Source organism: Isoptericola cucumis (assembly GCF_014635665.1).
Taxonomy (GTDB): Bacteria; Actinomycetota; Actinomycetes; order Actinomycetales; family Cellulomonadaceae; genus Isoptericola; species Isoptericola cucumis.
This window is the reverse complement of sequence record NZ_BMDG01000008.1, coordinates 1-20,709: the sequence shown is the minus strand read 5'-3', so window position 1 is coordinate 20,709 and position 20,709 is coordinate 1. Positions and strand designations below refer to the sequence as shown.

The window sequence follows — 20,709 nt, the reverse complement described above, 5'->3', positions numbered from 1 at the left end:
CGACGATGGGTGGTCACGCCACGGACCCGCAGGACCACGTGGTCCTGCTCGACGACGCCGGTCACCCCGTCGGGACGGCGCCGCGGGCCACGGTGCACACGGCCGACACCCCGTTGCACCTCGGCTTCTCGTGCTACCTCTTCCGCGCCGACGGGCAGGTGCTCGTCACCCGCCGCGCCCTGTCGAAGAGCACGTGGCCGGGCGTGTGGACCAGCTCGGTCTGCGGGCACCCTCGCGACGGAGAGTCGGTCGGACAGGCGGTGCGCCGCCACGGCCGGCACGAGCTCGGCGTGGACGTCACCGCCCTCGAGCTCGTCCTGCCGAGCTTCCGCTACCGGGCCGTGGACGCCGCCGGCGTGGTCGAGAACGAGGTCTGCCCCGTGCTGTTCGGCTTCGCGGACGGACCGCCCACGCCGAACCCCGACGAGGTGCTGGAGGCGCGCTGGGTGCGCATGGAGGACCTGGAGGCGCTCGTGTTCCTCACGCCCTGGATGCTCAGCCCGTGGCTGGTCGCGCAGATGGACGAGCTGCTGGCGGCAGGCATGACGACGTCGCGGACCCGGACGCCGCTGACCCGGGCGGCGGGATGAGCAGGACGGAGGCGGAGCCGGCGGCGGGCGTCCCGGCCGACCCGCTGTACGACCGGGTCGCCCAGCGCAGCGCCCGCGCCGTCATCGCCGGCTACTCCACCTCGTTCGCGTGGGCGTGCCGGCTGCTGTCCGAACCGGTGCGCACCCAGGTGCGGAACGTCTATGCCCTGGTACGGGTCGCGGACGAGCTGGTGGACGGCCCGATGGTGCCGGACCCCGCGCGCGCCGGGCCGCTGCTCGACGCCCTCGAGGAGCAGACGCTGGACGCGGTGCGGACCGGGTACAGCTCGAACCTCGTGGTGCACGCCTTCGCGCTCACCGCGCGCGCCTGCGGCATCGGGCCGAACCTGATCGCCCCGTTCTTCGCGTCCATGCGCACGGACCTCACCGTCACGGCCCACGACGAGGCGACGCTGCGGGACTACGTGTACGGGTCCGCCGAGGTGGTGGGACTCATGTGCCTGCGGGCCTTCCTCGCGGCGCCGGACGCCGACGGCCGCGTCGGGTACGCGGACCTCGCGCCCGGCGCGCGACGCCTCGGGGCGGCGTTCCAGAAGGTGAACTTCCTGCGTGACCTGGGCGCCGACCAGGACCTGCGGGGGCGCACCTACCTGCCGGGCACGGCCGGCCGGCTGGACGCCGCACGGCAGGACCGGCTGCTCGACGAGATCGACGCCGACCTCGCGGCCGCCGCCGTCGCCCTCGCGCAGCTTCCGCCCAGCAGCCGGCGCGCGGTGCGCGCCGCGCACGGCCTGTTCGCCGCGCTGTCGCACCGGCTCCGCGCGGTGCCCGCCGGCCGCCTGCGGGCCACCCGGGTCCGGGTGCCGAACCCGGCCAAGGGCTGGATCCTCGTGCGGGCCTGCGTCGCGGGCGGCCGGTCGTGACGGCGGGCACCGGGACGAGCACCGGGACGAGCGCTGGGCGGGGTGCGCGTCGGGCCGTCGTCGTCGGCGGGGGAGTGGCGGGGCTCGCGAGCGCCGCGCTGCTCGCCCGTGACGGGTACGACGTGCAGGTGCTGGAGCAGCGCGACGGGCTCGGCGGCCGGGCGGGCACGTGGGCGCAGGACGGCTTCCGGTTCGACACCGGCCCGTCGTGGTACCTCATGCCGGAGGTCTTCGACCACTTCTTCCGCCTGCTCGGCACCACCGCCGACGCCGAGCTGGACCTCGAGGTCCTCGAGCCCGGGTACCGGGTCTACTTCGAGGGGGAGGGCCGGCCGGTCGACGTGCACGCCGACCAGGCCGCCAACCTGGCGACGTTCGAGGCGATCGAGCCGGGTGCGGGGGCGCGCCTCGAGCGCTACCTCGCCTCCGCGCGGGACGTCTACGACGTCGCGACCCGGCGGTTCCTCTACACGAGCTTCGAGTCCCTGGCGCCGATGCTGCGCCGGGACGTGCTGGTCCGGTCCCGGCGCCTGCTGAGGCTGTTCGGCAGCCCGCTCGAGGGCTTCGTGGCCCGGTCGTTCGCCGACCCGCGGCTGCGGCAGGTCCTCGGGTATGCCGCCGTGTTCCTCGGGTCGTCCCCGGACCGGGCGCCGAGCATGTACCACATGATGAGCCAGCTCGACCTGGTCGACGGCGTCCGCTACCCGCAGGGCGGGGTCGTGCGCGTCGTCGACGCGATCGCGGCCCTCGCGGAGAAGGAGGGCGCCCGCCTGCGCACCGGGGCCACCGTCACGGCGATCACGACGACCCGGCCGCGCCGTGGCCGGCCCGGCGTCACGGGCGTCCGCTACCGGGAGGGCGGCGGCCGGGAGCGCACCGTGCCGGCCGACGTCGTGGTGGGCGCCGCGGACCTGCACCACGTGGAGACCGCGCTGCTGCCCCCGGAGCTGCAGACCTACCCGCAGCGCTGGTGGGACCGGCGGGAGTCCGGGCCGGGTGCCGTCCTGGTCTACCTCGGGGTGCGGGGCGGGCTGCCGCAGCTGGCGCACCACTCGCTGTTCTTCACGCGGGACTGGACCCGCAACTTCGACGACATCTTCGGCCCCGACCGGCGCGTGCCGGAGCCGGCGTCCTGCTACGTCTGCCGGCCGTCGGCCACCGACCCGACGGTCGCCCCGGAGGGCTTCGAGAACCTCTTCGTCCTCGTGCCCGTGCCGCCCGACCCGGGCATCGGGCGCGGCGGTCTCGCCGGTGCCGGTGACCCCGTGGTGGAGCGCGTGGCCGACGCGGCGATCGACCAGGTCGCGGACTGGGCCCGGGCGCCCGACCTGCGGGAGCGTGTGGTGGTGCGCCGGACCGTCGGCCCGGGGGACTTCCTGGCAGACTTCCACTCCTGGTCCGGCGGCGCGCTCGGGCCGGCGCACACCTGGCGGCAGAGCGCCTTCCTGAGGGGGCGCAACGCGTCGCGCAAGGTGGACGGCCTCTACTACGCCGGGTCGAGCACCATCCCGGGGATCGGCCTGCCGATGTGCCTGATCAGCGCGGAGATCCTGCTCAAGCGGTTGCACGGCGACCGGTCGACGGGCCCGCTGCCCGAGCCGTTGCCGGAGCCGGCATGAGGTGGCTCTACCTGGCCTGCCTCCTGCTGTCGTCGGCGGGCATGGTGGCGATGGACCGGCGATGGAAGCTGTTCCTCTTCGCCCGCCCGCGGCGGGGCCTGGTCACCCTCGCGTGCGGCGTGGCCTTCTTCCTCCTCGTGGACGTCGCCGCGATCGTGCTGGGCTTCTACGGCCGCGGCGCCGGCGCGTCCCTGAGCGGGCTCGAGGTGCTCCCGCACCTGCCGGTCGAGGAGGTCGTCTTCGTGACGTTCCTGTGCTACCTGACGATGGTGCTGTTCGGCCTGCTGGGGCGCGTGGACCGCGGGAGGGAGCGGCGATGAGCTACGCGACGCTGGGCTGGGTGGTGGTCGGCGCGGCCGCGGTCGTGGCTCTCGTGTGCGCGGTGCGGGTCCGCCCGCCCGCGTGGTGGTGGGTCAGGGTCGGGCTCGTGGCGGCCGTGCTCGTCGTCCTGACGGCGGTCTTCGACTCGGTGATGATCGCCGCCGACCTGTTCCGCTACGACGAGGCGTCGCTCAGCGGGCTGCGGATCATCGACGCCCCGGTGGAGGACTTCGCCTGGCCCGTCGCCGCCGCGCTGCTCCTGCCCGCCACGTGGGAGCTGCTCGGCCACCGCCGTCCCCCGAGGGCCCCGGCGGAGGGGGACGAGCCGTGAGCGACAAGGGAACGGTGGCGGGGCCCGCGCGGCCGCGCCCGTCCGGCGCCGCGGCGGTGCGGCAGCTCGTCGGCGCGTCCCGGCCGATCAGCTGGGTCAACACGGCCTACCCGTTCGCTGCCGCGTACCTCGTGAGCGGCGGCGGGCTCGACGCCGTCCTCGTGGTCGGGACGCTGTACTTCCTCGTGCCGTACAACCTGCTCATGTACGGCGTGAACGACGTCTTCGACTACGAGTCGGACCTGCGCAACCCCCGCAAGGGGGGCGTCGAGGGGGTGGTCCTGGACCGCGCGTGGCACCGCACCGTCCTGTGGTCCGCCGCGCTGTCCAACCTGCCGTTCCTCGCGTTCCTCGTCGCCGTCGGCACCCCGGCCTCGACGGCGGTGCTCACGGTGAGCGTCGTCGCCGTGGTGGCGTACTCGGCGCCCGTGCTCCGGTTCAAGGAGCGGCCGGTGCTGGACTCGATCACCTCGAGCACCCACTTCGTGAGCCCCGCGGTGCTCGGGCTCGTCCTCGCCGGGGCGGAGCCCGGCCGAGCCGCGGTCGCCACGGTCGTCGCGTTCTTCCTGTGGGGCATGGCCTCGCACGCCTTCGGCGCGGTGCAGGACATCGGCGCCGACCGTCAGGCGGGCATCGCCTCGGTGGCCACCTGGCTCGGGGCCGGCGCCACCGTCCGGGCGGCCATGGCCGGATACGCCGCCGCCGTCGTCGCCATGCTCGCCGCCGGGTGGCCGGGTCTGCTCGCCGCCGTGCTGCCCGTGCCGTACCTGGTGAGCATCGCGCCGCTGCGCCGCCTCGCCGACGACGAGTGCGAGCGGGCGCGCCCCGGGTGGCGCCGGTTCCTGTGGCTCAACATGGTCTCCGGGTTCCTGGTCACGCAGCTGCTCATTGCCGTGAGCCTGGGCCGGCTCTGAGGATCGCGTCCGGACGGGACGGCGCGGCACGACCACGCATTCTGCGCCGCTCCAGTACCGGGTTCCGGAGGCTTCGAAACCCGAGGCGGGGCATCCGCCCGCTCACGAAGACGTCTGGGGCTCCGGTGTCGCGGGCCATGGTGAGATTGCGTTGGTGCGACCTCAAGCTTGCCTCAGAGCCGACCATTCTGAGGGTCCCGCACAGCTCTTCGCCGGGCGAGGTCGTCCGAGAGCAGCTCGGTGGCGCTGCGGGGCTCACGTCCGAGCAGCTCGGCCAGTTGCGGGTCGACCGCGCCGAAGTGGCCCGTGCGCGTGGCTTGGAACATGGTGAGGGTGAATCGGGCGACGGCCTCCGGGACGCCGGTGGTCGTCTGCTCGGCGACCCATTCCTCGTCGTCGACGACGACGCGCTCGATCGTGCGGCCGGTCGCCTCTGAGGCGAACCGTGCGAAGTCGTCGAGGGTGACGGCCCGCGTGGGCGTCAGGGTGACGGGGCCGTCGAACGGGCGTCCGCCGGTCAGGATGGCCGCGGCCGCCTCGCCTGCGTCTGCACGGTCGACCCAGGTGAACGGCCCGTCCTCCGGCATCGCGATCGTCCCGGTCTGTTCCCATGGTCCGAGCAGCTGGTCGAGAGGGCCGTAGAAGCCGTTGCGCAGCGAGGTCCACGCGACCCCGGACTCGGCCAGGAGGGCCTCGGTGGCGGCGTGGATGGCCGACGGCGGATACGGACTGTCCGGGCCCGCGCCCTGCTGGCTGGTGTACAGGATCCTGCGGGCGCCGGCCGCGACCGCCGCCTCGATCGCCGTGCGGTGCTGGGCGACGACGTCGGCACCGAGATCGCTCGAGGAGACCAGGAGGACCTGTTCGGCGCCGGCGAACGAGTCGAGCAGGGCGGCGGGATCGTCGTAGGTCCCTCGTCGCACGCGTACGCCACGGTCGGCGAGGTGCTGCGCCCGGGCCGGGTCACGCACGCTGACGCCGATCCCTGCGGAGGGCAGGCGTCGGAGGAGGTGCTCGACGGTGGCGCCGTTGAGGGTGCCGGTCGCGCCGGTGACGACGATCATGCTCAGTCCTTTCGTGGCCCCGAGACAGGTCGCGTCGGGGTGGTGACCGATGGCCGGAAGCGTAAGTTGACCCGGAAGGTCAGTTTCCGTGGGTCCGGCGATGCTAGGTAAGGTGACCGACCTGGTCAAGTTGTCGAGGCCGGTGTGGTCGGGGCGGGTGGAGGTGGTCGTGTGGGAGCAGCGAGCTCGGGCAGCCCTCTGCGCGCCGACGCGCGGCGCAACGCCGACCAGATCCGGCGTGCCGCGATGGACGTCTTCCGCGACCGTGGCCTCACCGTGCCCCTCGAGGACGTCGCCGCGGCTGCCGGGGTGAGCAAGGCCACCATCTTCAACAGGTTCGGCGGCCGCGTCGGCCTCGTGGAAGCCGTCATCGACGAGGTCGTCGCGGCCGAGCTGTCCCGCATCGTCGACCGCACGCGGTCCATCGCCGACGCCCAGGAGCAGATGGCGTACTACGTCACCGCGATCCGCGACCTGCAGTACAGCCGGCCCGCCGCCAACGACGTCCTCCTGCAGGAGTTCCCCCACTCGCCGCAGCTGATGGCGATCTGTCACGCCGCGGAGGAGATCGACGACGAGCTCGTCGCGGCGGGTCATGCCTCAAGCACGCTTCGGCCCGAGTTCACGCGGGACGACCTCCATGCGCTCGTGGTCGACAACGCCATCGCTCTCAAGCACGGCGCCCGCCCGCGACGCGCGGACTACGACCGCCGCACCGGCTTCATCCTCGAAGGAATCCGCGCCCACAAGCCTTCGCCTGCCTGACGACTCAGAACCGACCGCTTCTGAGGCGCTCGGGTGATCAGCGCCGAACGTCGTACACGAGCTTGAGCACGCCGTTGGCGTACGTTGCGGAGTCGCGGAGCGACAGGTCGCGGCGGTCGGCGCCACGAGCGCCGAAGATCGTCTTCCCGCCGGGCAGGAGGTAGGGGAACATCAGCAAGTTGTAGCGGTCGATGAGGCCCGCCTCACCCAGGCGCAGGGCGAGCTCCGCGCTCCCGTGGATGAAGATCGCGCCCCCCTCGGTCTGCTTGAGCCTGGCGACGTCCTCAGTGCTGCGCAGGACAGTCGTCGGACCCCACCCGTCGACGAGAGCGTCCTCGCCGAGCGTCGCGGACGCGACGTACTTCGGCAGATCCTGGTAGGCGGCATGATCTTCGGAGGTCGGCCAGAAGCTCGAGAACGCCTCGTAGCTGCGCCGCCCGAACAGCAGGGCCGTCGTCTCCTCGAGCTCTTCGGCCTTCAGGGAGTAGGCCTCCGGGACGAAGTCGGTGTCGAACACCCACCCACCTCCGGGATGGCCCTCGGCCGTTCCTCCCGGAGAGTCGACGGAACCGTCGAGGGTGATGAATCCGGTGTAGACGAGCTCGCGTGTCATCTTTCGCTCCTGTGTCGGGGCCGTCTGGCTGTTCTCATTCCGAGGTCGAACGGGACGCCCCCGGATCGACACCTTCGAGGAACCTGTATCGGGACTGCCCCCGACGCACCTGGGCGGCGGGAAGGGCGGCTCAGGCGCGCTCCCAGTCCTCGCGGGGGCCGGGCACGGTGACGAAGAGCGGGTGCACGCGCACCACGCCCGCGCCGTCCAGGACGACGGCACGCTCGGGGCTGCGGGCACGGAGCTTCGCGAGCAGGTGGTCCCGCTCGGTCGCGACCTGCCCGTCGGTCACCGGGACCCGCGGGACGGGCGGTCGGCCGTCGCGCGGCGGCTCGAGGATCCGTCCGCGGTCGAAGGAGTACGTGCGCGCGGCGGCCTCGTCGGCGACCCCGTCGAGATAGGCCCCGATCGCGGCCAGGGGGTCCGGCGTGGCGCGGAAGCGGACCAGCTGGCTGTGCTGCTGGTACCCGCGGGTGCGCCCGGCCAGCACGGCCTGCGCGAGCAGGGCCTCGCGCCAGCAGGCGGTCAGGCCCTGCCGGTCGAGGTAGTCGGGAGCGAGGGACCAGAGGCGCACCGGGTCATGGTTCCACGCGACACGTGGTCGGACCTTTTCAGGCCGCGCGAGGCCTGACCCGGGCCCACCGCACCAGCAGGCCGACCGCGAGCACGCCCGCTCCGGCGAGCACGGCGGCGACCGGCAGCGTCGCGCACAGTGCCACGCAGCCTGCCAGCCCGACCGCCTGCAGCGCGCGCGGGAACCGCCGGTGCTCCGGCGTCTGCGTCCACGCGGCAAGGTTCGCGACCGCGTAGTAGACGAGCACCCCGAACGACGAGAAGCCGATCGCGCCGCGCAGGTCCACGGTGAGCACGAGCGCCACGACGACGACGGCGAGGGCCGCCTCCGCCCGGTGCGGCACCCGGAACCGCGGGTGCACGGCCGACAGCCACCGCGGCAGGTCGCCCTCGCGCGCCATCGCGAGCGTCGTGCGCCCCACGCCGGCGACCAGCGCGAGCAGCGCCCCGAGCGACGCCGTCGCCGCGCCGACCCGCACGACGACGCCCGCCCACGGCGTGCCGGCCACGGCCTCGGCGAGCGGCGCCGTCGTCCCCGCCACTCCGGCCAGCCCCAGGACCGCCAGCAGCGTCAGGGCGACCACCCCGTACACGACGACGGCGCCGCCCAGCGCCCCGACGATCGCCCGCGGGACGGTGCGCTGCGGGTCACGCACCTCTTCCCCGAGCGTGGCGATGCGCGCGTACCCCGCGAACGCGAAGAACAGCAGGCCGGCCGCCTGCAGCACCCCGTACCAGCCGGCCGGCCCGCCGAGGAAGCCCGCGGCGCCCGTGCCGTCGGCGACGCGCGACCACGCCGGCTCCCCGGCCAGCGCCACCGCCGTCCACACCGCGAGCGCCAGCAGCACCACCGCGACGATCCACCGGGCCAGCCGCGCCGTGCGCGTGACGCCGCGGTAGTTGACGGCGGCGAGCGCGACGACGGCGAGCGCGGCCACGGGCCGCTCGAGGCCGGGCGGCGCGGCGTACGCGGCGAACGTCAGCGCCATCGCGGCGCAGCTCGCCGTCTTGCCGACGACGAATCCCCAGCCCGCGACGTACCCCCACCAGGGGCCGAGTCGCTCGCGCCCGTACACGTAGGTGCCGCCGGACGTCGGGTACTGGGCGGCGAGCTGCGCGGACGAGGTCGCGTTCCCGTACGCGACGACGGCCGCGAGCCCGAGCGCGACGAGCAGCGCGGCGCCCGTCCCGGCGGGGAGCACGGCCTGCGCCGCCGGGCCGAACGCGGCGAACACCCCGGCGCCGATCATCGAGGACAGCCCGATCACGACGGCGTCGGTGGTGGTCAGGCGGCGCGCGAGCGAGGTCACGGCTCGATCTTCCCCGACGATGTCATTGTCCGAAGTCGACTGCACCGGCGACCTGCGTTATCTGGGCTGTGTGCACGCGGGTGTGAGTTTGCGGCGTGTCCGTACCCCTGTGCACGGACGGTGCGCGGTGGTTCCATAGTCGTGCGCACGACGATGCAGTCGATGAGGGCAGGGTTGCCGAGCGCGGTCTGCTGACCGTCTCCGATGAGGTGTGGGCGCTGGCGGTTCGCCGAGCCGAGGTGATCGGCCCATTGGCGGTGGCCGGGACGGCCGGTGGAGCGGTCGCCGCAGAGGTGGCGGCCGAGCGGCTGGGTATCTCGCGGCGGCAGGTGTATGTCCTGCTGCGTCGGTGGCGCGAGGGGCAGGGCGTGGTCTCGGACCTGATCCCGGGTCGTTCCAACGGTGGGCGGGGAGGGCAGCGACTGCCGAGCGCGGTCGAGGTGGTCATCCGGGAGGTGCTGCGCAAGCACTACCTGACCCGGCAGCGGAAGAAGATCACCGCGATCCACCGAGAGGTCATCCGGGTCTGCCGTACGCGGGGACTGCCGGCCCCGTCACGTGGCGTGATCGTGCGCCGCATCGCCGCCCTGGATCCGCTCGCCGCGATGAAGGCGCGCGAGGGAGCAGATGCGGCCCGGTCGCTGGAGTCGGCCGGTGGACGGGTGCCGCCCGTCACCCGCGTGCTGGAGCAGGTCCAGATCGATCACACCGTGGTGGACCTCATCGTGGTCGACGAGCGGCACCGCCTGCCGATCGGGCGGCCGTACGTGACGGTCGCGATCGACGTCTTCTCTCGATCCATCGTGGGTCTGGTGGTCACGCTGGAGGCCCCCTCGGCGCTGTCGGTTGGGCTGTGCCTGGCGAACATGGTCACCGACAAGCGGGCCTGGGTCGAGCGGCTGGGGATCGAGGTGGACTGGCCGATGGCCGGCAAGCCGGGCGAGCTGTTTCTGGACAACGCCGCGGAGTTCAAGAGCGAGGCTCTGCGTCGGGGCTGCCAGGAGCACGGGATCACGCTGGACTACCGGCCAGTGGGGCGCCCGCACTATGGCGGGGTTATCGAGCGGGTCATCGGCACGCTGATGGAGATGGTCCACGAGCTGCCCGGCACGACGTTCTCCAACCCGGCCCAGCGCGGCAGCTACGACTCCGACGCCAAGGCTGCCCTGACGGTCGCGGAGCTGGAGAAGTGGCTGGCGCTGGCGGTGGCGAGCTATCACGGGCGAGTGCATGGCACGACGGGGCAGACCCCACAGGCCCGCTGGGTGGCCGGCAATGCCGAGACGCCCGCGGTGACGGTGGCCAACGAGAGCGCGTTCCTGGTCGACTTTCTGCCGGTGTTCCGCCGGAGGCTGACGCGCACCGGGTTCGTCATCGACCACGTGCACTACTTCAGCGACGCGCTCAAGCCGTGGATCGCCCGCCGCGACCGGCTGGACCAGTTCGTGATTCGCCGTGACCCGCGCGACATCAGCCGCATCTGGGTCCTTGACCCCGAGGGCGAGACCTTTCTGTCGGTGCCCTACCGGACGCTGTCGCGTCCAGCGATGAGCGTGTGGGAGCACCGCGCTGCACTTGAGCGACTCCGCCACGAGGGCCGGGCGCTGGTCGACGAGCAGGCGCTGTTTCGGATGGTCGAGCAGATGCGCGCCATCACCGTCACCGCGCGGTCGAGCACGCGCAAGGCCCGCCGCGACGCCGAACGCCGCGACAAGGCCGGTGCCGCGACGCGCTCACGGGCCGCACCTGCTGCGTCAGTCCCGCCCGAAGATCTCCCGGCCACCGCGCTCGAGTCGGGCAGTGCTTCCCCCGTGGGCTCTGCGGCGCCGTTCGAGGTGATTGAGCAATGGTGAGCGAAGCCCAGGACTGGGCCAGCGAAGACGTCGTGAATGGCGGACTGGAGCATCTACACGTCAGCGCACGGTCGATCGCGCGGCTGCCGGCACAGGAGCGTGTGCGGCACGTGCGCGCCGACCGGTGGATCGGCTACTCCCGCGCCACGGAGGCGCTGGAGCGGCTGGAGACCCTCTACACCTGGCCGGGCAAGCAGCGGATGCCGAACCTGTTGCTGATCGGCCCGACGAACAACGGCAAGTCGATGATCATCGAGAAATTCCGCCGCCTTCACCCGCCCACCTCCCACCCCGAACGGGAGCAGGTGCCGGTGCTGGCCGTGCAGATACCCACCGAACCCTCGGCCAGCCGGTTCTACGTCGCCCTGCTGGCTGCCCTCGGTGCACCGCTACGCCCCCGGCAACGGGTGGCCGAAATGGAACAAGCCGCCTTGGGCCTCCTGCGGGCGGTCGGGGTGCGGGTCCTGGTCATCGACGAGTTGCACAACGTCCTGGCCGGACAGGCGCACACCCGGCGGGAGTTCCTCAACCTGCTGCGCTTCCTGGGCAACGAGCTGCGCATCCCGCTGGTCGGGGCCGGCACCCAGGAGGCCTACCTGGCGATCCGCTCCGATGACCAGCTGGAGAACCGCTTCGAACCACTCACCCTGCCCCGATGGGAGGCGGGCGAGGAGGCCTGCTCGTTGCTGGCCAGCTTCGCCGCGTCCTTCCCGCTGCACCGGCCCTCACCGATCGCGACCGAGGACATGGCCCGCTACCTGCTCACCCGCAGTGAGGGCACCATCGGCGAACTCACCCACCTGCTCACCGATGCCGCGGTGGCCGCCATCGAGTCCGGCGAGGAGGCGATCAACCAGCGCACCCTGCGCATCGCGCCCTACGTCGGTCCTACCGAACGACGCCGGACGTTCGAGCGCGAACTGACATGACGCGCCGCTGGCCGCTGCACCCGCCACCACGTGAGGGAGAGGCCCTCTCCTCCTGGGTGACCCGGCTGGCCAAGCCATACGGCATGACGGTCGAAGAGCTGCTCCGCCACGACGTGGCCCCACCCGGCACCGACACGACCAGCCTGACCCGCGCTGACCTGGACCTGGACCCTCCCGCCGGGGCGCTGCTCATCTTGGCCGACCGCACCGGTGTCCCACTCGGCGACATCCGCCGGATGACGATCGCCGGGCAGGTGCCCTGGCTGCTGGACACCCTCGGCCCGGAGCCAGAGCCCGGGGTGGGGTTCGAGACCTACGTCCATCAGGACTCGCTGCTGTGGGCGACCGGACTACGAGACCGACGGCCAGTGCCCGGCTGGCGGGCCTGGCTACCCACAGCAGGTCCGATGCGCCGAGCCTGCCCGCTGTGTGTGGCGACCGCGCCGTTCTTCACTCTCGCCTCGCAGCTCCCGCTGACGCTCAGCTGCACCGAGCACGGCTGCCACCTGGCGCCGACCCTCGGCGCCGCCGGTATTTTCCTCGGGTGGGAAGAGGCGAACACCCGCACCACGCCCGCCTCAGCGGCCGTCCGCGCCATGGACGTGCGCACCCACCAGGGCCTCTCCACCGGCGCCGTCACCCTGCCTCGCCGCGCAGTGCATGTCGGCGTCTGGTTCCGGCTGCTGCGCACGCTCATCGACGAGCTGTCCACCCCCGTCTCGAAGATGGATGCCCACTCCCGGCGCACCCTCGAACACATCTGGCACTCGACCGGCCACCCCGTCCGCGCGGGGATCGTCGGTGCCTGGCGGCCCTACGAAGACCTGGCCTGGCCGCACCAGCAGAAGTTCCTCAAGGCCGCAGCCACCGCCGTGCACCTGATCGAAACCGGCGAGATCGCCGCACACGGCACCCTCGCTCCGCTCCTGACCCCCGAACCGTCTGTTCCCGCCGACACACGAGCGGTCCCCGGACCGGATGACCACTGGCAGAAGGCCAAGGATGCGCTGCACGAGGCGATCGCCCTCGCCCGCGACGACCCGGCAGCCGCCCGGAAGCTCCTGACCGTCCTCACCGCCTGGACCGATAGCGAGGCCGCCTTCGTGCGGGCCCGCGCTGACCTGATTGCCCTCGGCATCCCCCACGACAACCTCCCACTGACGCGCCTTCCGAGGCGAGGTGCGCGCGAGACTCAACTCAACCCAACGTCGACTGTCCCATATTGGCTCCCGCGGGCCCTTCGCGTGACTTAGACTGGGTGACGGATTAAGTGACAAGTGCGCCCGGGCGAGCAGTGTGGCTTGCGCCGTTATATGGCGGGGTTCTATCGGGGTTGTGTGGCGGCCGGGTCAGCTGACGCCGATGACGAGGGTGCTCGCGGTGCTACCGGGCCCGGCCCAGGTGCTTCACATGCGCAACCGGTCAACCCGCGTCAGGCGTTGTGAGGCTGGATGACGATCTTGCCGGTGGCGTGGCCGCTCTCGACCGCAGCAATGGCTTCGCCCGCGTCCTCCAGCGGGTAGAGGGCCGAGACGTTGGGGTCGACGAGGTTGTATTCGATGACGCCGGTGATCTTCTCCAGTGCCTCGGTGGTGCGCTTCAGGGGACTGCCGCCGAGCTCGGTGACGGTGTCGGGGTCGGCGGCGGAGATGATCCTGGCCGGGTCGGTGACGAGTCCGGCGACCTGACGCAGGGCATCGCCACCGACGAGGTCCAGGATCAGGTCTACCCCCTCGGGGGCGATCTGGCGCACCTGGTCGGCGACATTTGCACCGGAGGGGATGAACGTTGCTCCGGTGGCTTGAACGATCTCGCGCTTGGCCTGCGAGGCGATGCCGATGACGGTGAACTGGTGGACCTTGCCGATCTGGGCGGCCATGAGTCCGACACCGCCGCCGGCCCCGAGGATGAGGAGCTGCTGGCCGGGCTCGAGCTCGATCTGGTGGGTGGCGTCGTAGGCGGTGGCCCCGGCGACGGGGATGGTGGCCGCGTCGGCGAAGGCGATCTCGTCCGGCTTGGCCACGGCATCGGTAGCGCGCACGAGGGTGTCCTCGGCGAAGGCGCCGTAGTCCGGGACCACAGGGCCGAGGATCTCGTCGCCCACGGCGAAGCTTTCGACTCCCTCACCGAGGGCGGTGACGACACCGGAGACCTCCTGACCCATGGGGGCCGGCAACGGCTGGTCCCGACGGTAGCGGCCGGCGCGGATCTTGTAGTCGACGGGGTTGACACCGGCGGCGCGGACCCGGACGGCGAGCTCACCGGGGCCGGGCTGCGGCGCTGGACGGTCGATGAGTGCCTGGGTCTCGGGGCCGCCGAAGTCGGTGAATACGTACACCTTGGACATGGGGTTCTTCTCCTTCTGCTGTGTGTTCGAAGCGGGTGAGACAGGTGCGGCCAACAGCCGCTGAGTTCGCTGCGCGGGGATGGCCGGTCAGGCGGCGGTGGGAGGTTCGTCCTGGCCAGCGGCCTCGGCGGCGTCGGCTTCTTCCTTGGTGGGGTAGGCGCCGTCGGCCGCGTGCTCGGGCGGGGAGTAGATGGTGTAGAGCACGAGCGGCTCGTCGCCGGTGTTGCGGAAGTTGTGCCGGGCGCCGGCGGGGACGGCGCACTGGTCACCGGCCTCGATCGGGTGGGTATGGCCGTTGAGGTCGGCCTGACCGGCCCCGCTGACGAAGGTCAGGATCTGGTCGGTGTGCTCGTGGACCTCCTCACCGATCTCGCCACCGGCGGAGATCGTCATGATGACGATCTGGGCGTGCTGGCCGGTCCACAGCACCCGGCGGAAGTCGGGATTGTCCTGGGCGACCCGCGCGATGGTGAAGTGCTCGACGTTGCCCTCGATGGTGAAGTGTTCTTCGTTACTCATGATTCCTCCTGTTGTGGTTGTGCCGGGCTTACCCGGCGGTGATACATCCGCGCCTGGCCGGGACGGTGGATGAGGCGTCCCGCCCGGGGTAGAGGGTCAGGACCGGACCGCAGCTGGGATCGGTGCGGCGGTGGCTGGCGCGGAAGGTGTCGCCGTGGTGCTGGTGGTGTCCTGGTGGCGGCGCAGCAAGCGCATGGCGTTGACGATCACGACCAGGACCGAGGCTTCGTGGACGAGCATCCCGATGGACATGGTCACTCCGCCGAGCAGCACTCCGGCCAGCAGCACGGCCACGGTGATCAGGGCGATGGTGATGTTCTGGCGCATGTTGTTCACGGTGCGCCGGGCCAGGCCGATCGCTTCGGGGAGCTTGAGCAGGTTGTCGCCCATGAGGGCGATGTCGGCGGTCTCTACGGCCACGGCCGAGCCGGCCGCACCCATGGCTACGCCGATATCGGCGGTGGCCAGGGCCGGGGCGTCGTTGACGCCGTCACCGACCATGGCCACGACGTGACCCTGACGCTGCAGGTCCGCGACCGCGTCGAGCTTGTCCTCGGGCAGCAGGCCGGCGCGGACCTCATCGACCCCGGTCGCCGCACCAACTGCCTTCGCCACCAGCGGGGCGTCACCGGTGAGCATGACCACCTTCTTCACCCCGGCGTCGTGCAGACGGGCGACCATCTGCGCCGCGTCGGGACGGACCTCATCAGCCACCGCGACCACACCAGCCACCGCATCCTCCACGGCCACGATCATCGCCGTCCTGCCCGCTGCGGCGAGCTCCTCAGCGGCCTGCCCGGCGCCAACAGTGTCCGCGACGCCGTACTGCTCCAGCAGCGCCACGTTGCCGATGAGGACCCGGCGCCCGCCGATGGTGGCAGTGATGCCCTTGCCAGGCACGGGCTCGGTGACCTCGGGCAGCCCCGACGTGGCCAGCCCCTCCGCGGCTGCTGCCTCCAGGATGGGTCGGGCGAGCGGGTGCTCGGAGCCGGCCTCGGCCCGGGCGGCCCAGGTCAGCACCTGGCAGCGGTCCATGGTCGGGTCCAGGACGACGACGTCGGTCAGGTGCGGGCGGCCTTTGGTCAGGGTGCCGGTCTTGTCGACTGCGACGGCGGTGATCTTGCCGGAGGTTTCCAGGTACTCCCCACCCTTGATGAGGATGCCGTCCTTGGCGGCCCGGCCGATGCCGGCGACGATGGAGACGGGGATGGAGATGACCAGCGCGCCGGGGCAGCCGATGACCAGCAGGGTCAGCCCGAGGACGACGTCACCGGTGAGCAGGCCCACCACGAGGGCCAGGACCATGATGGCCGGGGTGTACCAGGCGGAGAACCGGTCCATGAACTGGGCGGTCTTCGCCTTGGCGTCCTGGGCGTCCTCCACGCGGTGGATGATGCGGGCCAGGGTGGTGTCGGCGCCGATTCCGGTGGCCAGCACCTGGAGAAACCCGCCCTTGGCGACGGTGCCGGCGAAGACGTGGTCGCCCTTGGACTTCTCCACGGGGATGGACTCTCCGGTGATGGAGGCCTCGTCCAGGGCGCCGGTGCCGGCGACGACCTCGCCGTCGACGGGGACCTTGGCGCCGTTCTTGACCAGGACGATCTCGCCCATGGCCACCGAGGCGGCAGGGACTTCGACCTGCTCACCGTCGCGCATGACCACGGCGACGTCGGGGGCCACGGCCACCAGCTCGGCTAGCGCCGAGCGGGTCTTGTTCAGCGTTGCGGACTCCAGGGCGTGGCCGATGGCGAAGAGGAAGGTCACCGCGGCGGCCTCCCAGTACTCCCCGATGATGACCGCGCCGATCGCGGCCACCGAGACCAGCAGGTCGATGCCGATGACCCGGGCCATGAGCGCGCGGGCGGCCTTGGTCACGGTCGGGGTACCCGCGACCACGGCGGCGGCCACCATGAAGGCGTTGCTCCACGCATCGGACCCCAGGACGCGGGCCACGAAGAACGAGATGAGGATCAGCGCCCCGGAGACCACTGGGATCGCCCACCTGCCGTACCACCACTGCTGCAGCTTGTTCATAGCTGTTCGACCTTCCTGTAGCTGTCCAACCCCAGTTCGGGGTGCTGACAACGACGTTATGAAGATCGGCACCGGGCAACCATGACCGGCGTCAATCAACCGCACACCCATCCGTGCACCGCCGCCGGGGCTGCTCTAGCGTGCTGGCGCAATGAAGAGCGTCACCGCCGAGTTGATCGGCGGTGACGCTTAGCTGGTCCGGCTCAGAATGCGACCGGACGAGCCACGTAGCCTCGGCACGCGGGCGCCCATGACCACACCCCAGTCCGCGGGGCCCGTGGGGCCGGGTGTCACGCGCATGGCGGGACGGCCCCGTCAGGTTCGCCTGGTTGCCAGTTCCTCCACCATCAGGCCCAGACCGCTACCGAGCATGAAGACGTCCCGAGCGATCCCCATGCCAGCCGGCGCTGGACGGATTCCGTCATCACGGGTGAACCCTGGCGTCTTGAGGTACACGGCCATCAATGCGGCCGAGAATCCACTTAGGCCGGCCGCGGCCACCCGGGTGGGTACCATCGGGGCTAGTAGCGCCGTGCCCAGAGCGATCTCGAAGGTCGACAACGCCTTCCCGAAGCGGACCGGGTCCATCTTCTTCAAGAACGGGAACGCGTTGGCGGCCTGGTCCCGCAGCCCCGTTGCCCCGTCGACGTCCAATGACCGCTTAGTGATTCCGGTGTTCAATATGAAGGCCCCGCTCGCCAGGCGCGGCGGGACATGGTGAAGCTTGACGCTCATAGCAATCTCTCCTGAGTTCTTGGGACGTGGGTCTACCAGCGGTTCACACGTGAGAATGCAGCGGGCAGGCTTCCGCTGATCATTGACGGGCCCGGCGGCCCGGTGCGGCCCTGATGGGTGGCGGGATGACGCCCGGGCAGTGCGCTCGCGCTTGGTCTGGGCACCGGTCGACGTCCCTGGTCGCCCTAGTGGAGGCGGGTCCTAGCTGTCCTCCGAGATAACGCTTGCGGTAACGCCGGCACCGCCGACGGTCACCAGGATGTCCTCGACGTCCAAGCGTCGGGGGTCGTAGTCGACGTCAACCCGGTGCGAGTGCAGATCGATGTGCACGGCCTGCACCCCGGAAGACGCTTCAGGTGCCGGTTGATGTCGGTGGCGCACGAGGGGCAGAAAAACTCGCCCAGGCGCAGCTGCAGGTGCGCCGCCTGTGCCATGACGCTCACTGTCCTTCTCCTTGGCGCGGCGGGCGTCAGAACGCGGCAGGCTTGGCGACGTACCCGGCCTTGCCCACAGCGGCGATCAGGTCCTCGACGCTGGCCTTGGCCGGGTCGTGGTCGACCTCGATGCGTGCCGAGGCGAACTGGACCTTCACGGCGCTGACGCCGTCCAGGCGTCCGACACGCTTCTCGATCTTCGCCACGCAGGAGGGGCAGGAGAAGCCTTCGGCGCGCAGGGTCGTGTGGGTGGTGGTGGGAGCGGTGGTGCTCATGGTGTGTTCCTTCCTTCTCTGACGAGGTCTCACCCTTCTTGGGTGCTGACTACGACGTTACGAGCGGGCCAGGAACCGAACCATGACGTGCATCAATCAACCGCAGCAGACGTGAGAGAGTCCTCGCCCCTCAGGCACTGGCGGCCACGGTGGCGAGCAGACGGTCGCCGTCCAGGATGGCGGTCCATCTGCGGCCGGAGTCGATGATGCCGTCCTTGCGGAGCTGGCTCATTACCCGGGAGACGGACTCCGGTGTCGAGCCGGTCATGCCGGCCAGGTCAGTGCGAGACAGCGGCAACTGGATCAATGTGGCACCGGAGGAGCTGTCCTGGCCGAACTTCTCGGCTAGGCGCAACAGCGTGGTCGCTACCCGCTGGGCGACGGTGGCGGTGGATTGCGCGGTGACGTCCGCACGCGCTTGCGCTAGCAGCGCGGTGACGTCGTCCACCACCCGTAGGGCGACCTCGGGGTGTTGCGTCATGACATCGCGGAAAGCGCGTGTGTCGATGCGTAACGCGCAGGTGGTGGTCAGGGCGCGAACGGTTTCGGGGTAGGTGGGCTGGCCCAGGGTGTGCATGCCTCCGAAGAGGTCGCCAGGGGCCAGGAGATCGACGACGACGTCCTGGCCGTTCGGGGTCGGGCGGGAGACCTTGGCGCGCCCGGCTGCCATGACGTAGAGATGTTCGGCCACGTCGCCGGCTGTGTAGAGCGGGTCGTCCTCAGCCCAGGACAGCGAGACCATGCGGTGGTCGATACCGACAAGATCCTCGTGGGACAGACCGGCGAAGAGCGGCACCTGGCCGAGAACCTTCATGCGTACCGGCAATGGACAGTGATGGGGCTGGGCGCAGGTTGAGCGCAGCGGGACTCGTCGTCGGCCAGGTGCGCCGGTAGCCGAATTGACCGGGGAGGATGCACCGTGCGATGCGGCGGAGCCGGGTTCGCTGCTCACGATTGCCTCCTGAAAGTGATGCTAGATGCGCCGAGACGAATAAGCACGTGCTTCGTCTCATTATTGGTAGCCGTAATGGTCAGGCGAGCGTGTATTCGCCCGCCTCCTGCACGGCTGCCTCGATGGCCGAGCGGTTCAGCTCGACGTCGTCCTTGTGCTTGAGGATGATGCGCGCTTCGCCGTCGGGAATGATCTCGGTGGCGACGGCACCGATACCTGCCACGAGATAGAGCCTGTCCTTGATGGCCCGCGCATCCTCGGCTGTGGTCATGCCGGCGACGGTGTAGATAGTGCTGATCATGCCCTGCTCCTGTCAGATCCGGCCGTTGAACGCCTGCATCGCGGCGTCCTCACGGGTGCCGCCACGACCGTCACCGTACGCGGCGTAGTCGGTGATCCACTCGATGGACTTGATCCACTTGACCATCTTGTACCCATGGTTCGACTCCACCCGCAGCCGCAGCGGCGCGCCCAGATGCACCTCCAGCGGGTGCCCGTTGCGCTCGTACGCCAGGATCGTGTCGTCCTCGGCGACCGTGTCGAGGTCCAGCACCGCGTAGAACGGTTCCCGCGGCCGGTGGTCCCACATCTCCTGGGCCAGGCCGTGGGAGGTGATCATCACGTAGTTGGCACCCTCCGGGGGAGGTCCGAGGACCTCGAGGAGGTCACGGAGCCGGACGCCGGCCCATTTGGAGGTGGCCGACCAGCCCTGCATGCAGGTGTGGACCGCGATGTACTCGGTCTTCGGGAGCTGACGCAAGTCCCCCAGGCTCAGCTGCAGCGTCTTACCGCTCAGCTCACCACCGAGCTCGAGGCGCCAGTCACGGAAGCCGCTGTCCCGGTGGGCGAGCCACTCCGTGGACTCGTCCTTGGTCGGCGGGAGCCCGTTGGTCCAGTGGAACTCCGAGATGTCCTTCTCGGTGTAAGTACTCTGGCGTCCCATGCGGGGCTTCATCCAGTTCAGGGTGACCTTGCGGATCGGCTCAGTCAGCGCCACGAGCACGCGCTGGGAGCGCGGGCGGTCGGCCAGCGTGAGGTAGCTCAGAGCGATCCACAAGCCGATAACGACGACGATCGTGGCGATCGCGATGGTGAAGGCCTGCGCGTATCGGGCGGTGTCGGTGACACCGAAGACCATGTGCGGCAGGTTGTACTCGGGGTGGACCAAGAACACCAGACCGATGTGCATCACGATGAAAATGCTCATCAGGACCATGCCGATGAAGTGCAGCGAACGAGCGCCCTGGTGCCCACCCCACAGCTTCAGGTACCAGGGGAAGCGCGAACGCACGGCCGGGGACATCGCGATACCTGTCAGGATCAGCAACGGCGCCAAGATGAAGACGACGCCGGTGTAGGTGAGCATCTGCAGCGCGTCGTAGGGCTGGAAATGCTCGATCGAGGGCACGCCGAAGCCGAGGTAGATCCGCATGGATTCCCACGCCTCGGGGAACACATCCCACGAGGTCGGCACGATCCGCCGCCACAGGCCGGTGCCGAACAGCAGGACGACGTAAAGCAGGCCGTTGATCAACCACAGCGTCACTCCCAGTCCGTGCCAGTGCCGCCCCAGGCCGATGTTTGTCCCGCCCCGGGTCTGATGGAGGCTCTCATTCCACGGAAGGATGAGAGTCATGGCTGCACCGA

The 20,709-nt window shown here is 70.8% G+C and carries 22 protein-coding genes; 10 read left to right on the top strand and 12 right to left on the bottom strand.

Going from position 1 to position 20,709, the window contains the following annotated elements:
* Window positions 1–5 precede the first annotated feature (5 nt).
* Genes idi through IEW03_RS12410 form a run of 6 tightly spaced genes read left to right on the top strand, consistent with a single transcriptional unit; the run spans window position 6 to window position 4,659 of the window.
* Window positions 6–590, top strand: a complete 585-nt coding sequence (gene idi / locus IEW03_RS12435; protein ID WP_188524015.1) for an isopentenyl-diphosphate Delta-isomerase — start codon at window positions 6–8, stop codon at window positions 588–590.
* Window positions 587–1,474 (top strand): phytoene/squalene synthase family protein, encoded by an 888-nt coding sequence (locus tag IEW03_RS12430; protein ID WP_188524014.1) that lies wholly within the window; start codon window positions 587–589, stop codon window positions 1,472–1,474. The genes idi and IEW03_RS12430 overlap by 4 nt, the downstream gene beginning before the upstream one ends.
* Window positions 1,471–3,093 (top strand): phytoene desaturase family protein, encoded by a 1,623-nt coding sequence (crtI, locus tag IEW03_RS12425; RefSeq protein WP_188524013.1) that lies wholly within the window; start codon window positions 1,471–1,473, stop codon window positions 3,091–3,093. Before IEW03_RS12430 ends, crtI begins: the two co-directional genes overlap by 4 nt.
* Window positions 3,090–3,413, top strand: coding sequence for a lycopene cyclase domain-containing protein (locus IEW03_RS12420; protein ID WP_188524012.1), 324 nt, complete (start codon window positions 3,090–3,092; stop codon window positions 3,411–3,413). Before crtI ends, IEW03_RS12420 begins: the two co-directional genes overlap by 4 nt.
* Window positions 3,410–3,745, top strand: a complete 336-nt coding sequence (locus tag IEW03_RS12415) for a lycopene cyclase domain-containing protein (protein ID WP_188524011.1) — start codon at window positions 3,410–3,412, stop codon at window positions 3,743–3,745. The genes IEW03_RS12420 and IEW03_RS12415 overlap by 4 nt, the downstream gene beginning before the upstream one ends.
* Window positions 3,742–4,659: a prenyltransferase gene (locus IEW03_RS12410; protein ID WP_371870624.1), complete on the top strand. Its 918-nt coding sequence runs from the start codon at window positions 3,742–3,744 to the stop codon at window positions 4,657–4,659. Before IEW03_RS12415 ends, IEW03_RS12410 begins: the two co-directional genes overlap by 4 nt.
* A gap of 173 nt (window positions 4,660–4,832) precedes the next feature.
* Here the strand turns inward: IEW03_RS12410 and IEW03_RS12405 are convergent, their stop codons facing one another.
* A complete protein-coding gene (locus IEW03_RS12405; protein ID WP_188524010.1) occupies window positions 4,833–5,723 on the bottom strand; it encodes an NmrA family NAD(P)-binding protein in 891 nt (296 codons plus the stop codon).
* 171 nt (window positions 5,724–5,894) lie between these two features.
* On the opposite strand from IEW03_RS12405, the gene IEW03_RS12400 reads away from it, so the two are divergent.
* Window positions 5,895–6,488, top strand: coding sequence for a TetR/AcrR family transcriptional regulator (locus IEW03_RS12400; protein ID WP_229737962.1), 594 nt, complete (start codon window positions 5,895–5,897; stop codon window positions 6,486–6,488).
* A gap of 37 nt (window positions 6,489–6,525) precedes the next feature.
* Here IEW03_RS12400 and IEW03_RS12395 read toward each other — a convergent pair whose 3' ends face one another.
* The 3 genes from IEW03_RS12395 to IEW03_RS12385 form a co-directional block, all read right to left on the bottom strand.
* Entirely contained in the window at window positions 6,526–7,101 is a 576-nt protein-coding gene (locus IEW03_RS12395) for a dihydrofolate reductase family protein (RefSeq protein ID WP_188524009.1), read from the bottom strand.
* Between the two features lie 130 nt (window positions 7,102–7,231).
* Window positions 7,232–7,675, bottom strand: a complete 444-nt coding sequence (locus IEW03_RS12390) for a pyrimidine dimer DNA glycosylase/endonuclease V (protein WP_188524008.1) — start codon at window positions 7,673–7,675, stop codon at window positions 7,232–7,234.
* A gap of 37 nt (window positions 7,676–7,712) precedes the next feature.
* Window positions 7,713–8,984, bottom strand: a complete 1,272-nt coding sequence (locus IEW03_RS12385) for an APC family permease (RefSeq protein WP_188524007.1) — start codon at window positions 8,982–8,984, stop codon at window positions 7,713–7,715.
* Between the two features lie 95 nt (window positions 8,985–9,079).
* On the opposite strand from IEW03_RS12385, the gene IEW03_RS12380 reads away from it, so the two are divergent.
* The 3 genes from IEW03_RS12380 to IEW03_RS12370 are packed head-to-tail and all read left to right on the top strand — an operon-like array spanning window position 9,080 to window position 13,019.
* Complete coding sequence (locus tag IEW03_RS12380) at window positions 9,080–10,837, top strand: TnsB C-terminal domain-containing protein (RefSeq protein ID WP_229737961.1); 1,758 nt, start codon at window positions 9,080–9,082, stop codon at window positions 10,835–10,837.
* Complete coding sequence (locus IEW03_RS12375) at window positions 10,831–11,766, top strand: TniB family NTP-binding protein (protein WP_188524006.1); 936 nt, start codon at window positions 10,831–10,833, stop codon at window positions 11,764–11,766. The genes IEW03_RS12380 and IEW03_RS12375 overlap by 7 nt, the downstream gene beginning before the upstream one ends.
* Entirely contained in the window at window positions 11,763–13,019 is a 1,257-nt protein-coding gene (locus IEW03_RS12370) for a TniQ family protein (RefSeq protein ID WP_188524005.1), read from the top strand. Before IEW03_RS12375 ends, IEW03_RS12370 begins: the two co-directional genes overlap by 4 nt.
* Window positions 13,020–13,198: 179 nt before the next feature.
* Here IEW03_RS12370 and IEW03_RS12365 read toward each other — a convergent pair whose 3' ends face one another.
* From IEW03_RS12365 to IEW03_RS12330, 8 genes are all read right to left on the bottom strand, one after another.
* A complete protein-coding gene (locus IEW03_RS12365; RefSeq protein WP_188524004.1) occupies window positions 13,199–14,113 on the bottom strand; it encodes an NADP-dependent oxidoreductase in 915 nt (304 codons plus the stop codon).
* Window positions 14,114–14,200: 87 nt separating this feature from the next.
* Window positions 14,201–14,632, bottom strand: coding sequence for a cupin domain-containing protein (locus IEW03_RS12360; protein ID WP_188524003.1), 432 nt, complete (start codon window positions 14,630–14,632; stop codon window positions 14,201–14,203).
* A gap of 96 nt (window positions 14,633–14,728) precedes the next feature.
* Window positions 14,729–16,666, bottom strand: a complete 1,938-nt coding sequence (locus IEW03_RS12355; protein WP_188524177.1) for a heavy metal translocating P-type ATPase — start codon at window positions 16,664–16,666, stop codon at window positions 14,729–14,731.
* Between the two features lie 315 nt (window positions 16,667–16,981).
* The gene (locus tag IEW03_RS12350; protein WP_013882306.1) at window positions 16,982–17,401 is read right to left on the bottom strand and encodes a hypothetical protein; all 420 of its coding nucleotides are present in this window, start codon (window positions 17,399–17,401) and stop codon (window positions 16,982–16,984) included.
* A 469-nt stretch (window positions 17,402–17,870) separates the two neighbouring features.
* Window positions 17,871–18,110, bottom strand: coding sequence for a heavy-metal-associated domain-containing protein (locus IEW03_RS12345; RefSeq protein ID WP_154795784.1), 240 nt, complete (start codon window positions 18,108–18,110; stop codon window positions 17,871–17,873).
* Window positions 18,111–18,240: 130 nt separating this feature from the next.
* On the bottom strand, window positions 18,241–19,062 hold the full coding sequence (locus IEW03_RS12340; protein WP_225563477.1) for a Crp/Fnr family transcriptional regulator: 822 nt from the start codon (window positions 19,060–19,062) through the stop codon (window positions 18,241–18,243).
* Window positions 19,063–19,141: 79 nt separating this feature from the next.
* Window positions 19,142–19,363 (bottom strand): hypothetical protein, encoded by a 222-nt coding sequence (locus tag IEW03_RS12335; protein ID WP_168631482.1) that lies wholly within the window; start codon window positions 19,361–19,363, stop codon window positions 19,142–19,144.
* Between the two features lie 12 nt (window positions 19,364–19,375).
* Window positions 19,376–20,698 (bottom strand): molybdopterin-dependent oxidoreductase, encoded by a 1,323-nt coding sequence (locus IEW03_RS12330; RefSeq protein WP_188524002.1) that lies wholly within the window; start codon window positions 20,696–20,698, stop codon window positions 19,376–19,378.
* Window positions 20,699–20,709 lie beyond the last annotated feature (11 nt).

Coding starts and splice junctions, on each gene's coding strand:
- IEW03_RS12335 (WP_168631482.1), bottom strand. CDS start 19,363: ATGATCAGCACTATCTACACCGTCGCCGGCATGACCACAGCCGAGGAT.
- IEW03_RS12405 (WP_188524010.1), bottom strand. CDS start 5,723: ATGATCGTCGTCACCGGCGCGACCGGCACCCTCAACGGCGCCACCGTC.
- IEW03_RS12375 (WP_188524006.1), top strand. CDS start 10,831: ATGGTGAGCGAAGCCCAGGACTGGGCCAGCGAAGACGTCGTGAATGGC.
- IEW03_RS12330 (WP_188524002.1), bottom strand. CDS start 20,698: ATGACTCTCATCCTTCCGTGGAATGAGAGCCTCCATCAGACCCGGGGC.
- IEW03_RS12415 (WP_188524011.1), top strand. CDS start 3,410: ATGAGCTACGCGACGCTGGGCTGGGTGGTGGTCGGCGCGGCCGCGGTC.
- IEW03_RS12355 (WP_188524177.1), bottom strand. CDS start 16,666: ATGAACAAGCTGCAGCAGTGGTGGTACGGCAGGTGGGCGATCCCAGTG.
- IEW03_RS12430 (WP_188524014.1), top strand. CDS start 587: ATGAGCAGGACGGAGGCGGAGCCGGCGGCGGGCGTCCCGGCCGACCCG.
- idi (WP_188524015.1), top strand. CDS start 6: ATGGGTGGTCACGCCACGGACCCGCAGGACCACGTGGTCCTGCTCGAC.
- IEW03_RS12395 (WP_188524009.1), bottom strand. CDS start 7,101: ATGACACGCGAGCTCGTCTACACCGGATTCATCACCCTCGACGGTTCC.
- IEW03_RS12370 (WP_188524005.1), top strand. CDS start 11,763: ATGACGCGCCGCTGGCCGCTGCACCCGCCACCACGTGAGGGAGAGGCC.
- IEW03_RS12420 (WP_188524012.1), top strand. CDS start 3,090: ATGAGGTGGCTCTACCTGGCCTGCCTCCTGCTGTCGTCGGCGGGCATG.
- IEW03_RS12350 (WP_013882306.1), bottom strand. CDS start 17,401: ATGAGCGTCAAGCTTCACCATGTCCCGCCGCGCCTGGCGAGCGGGGCC.
- IEW03_RS12360 (WP_188524003.1), bottom strand. CDS start 14,632: ATGAGTAACGAAGAACACTTCACCATCGAGGGCAACGTCGAGCACTTC.
- IEW03_RS12365 (WP_188524004.1), bottom strand. CDS start 14,113: ATGTCCAAGGTGTACGTATTCACCGACTTCGGCGGCCCCGAGACCCAG.
- IEW03_RS12345 (WP_154795784.1), bottom strand. CDS start 18,110: ATGAGCACCACCGCTCCCACCACCACCCACACGACCCTGCGCGCCGAA.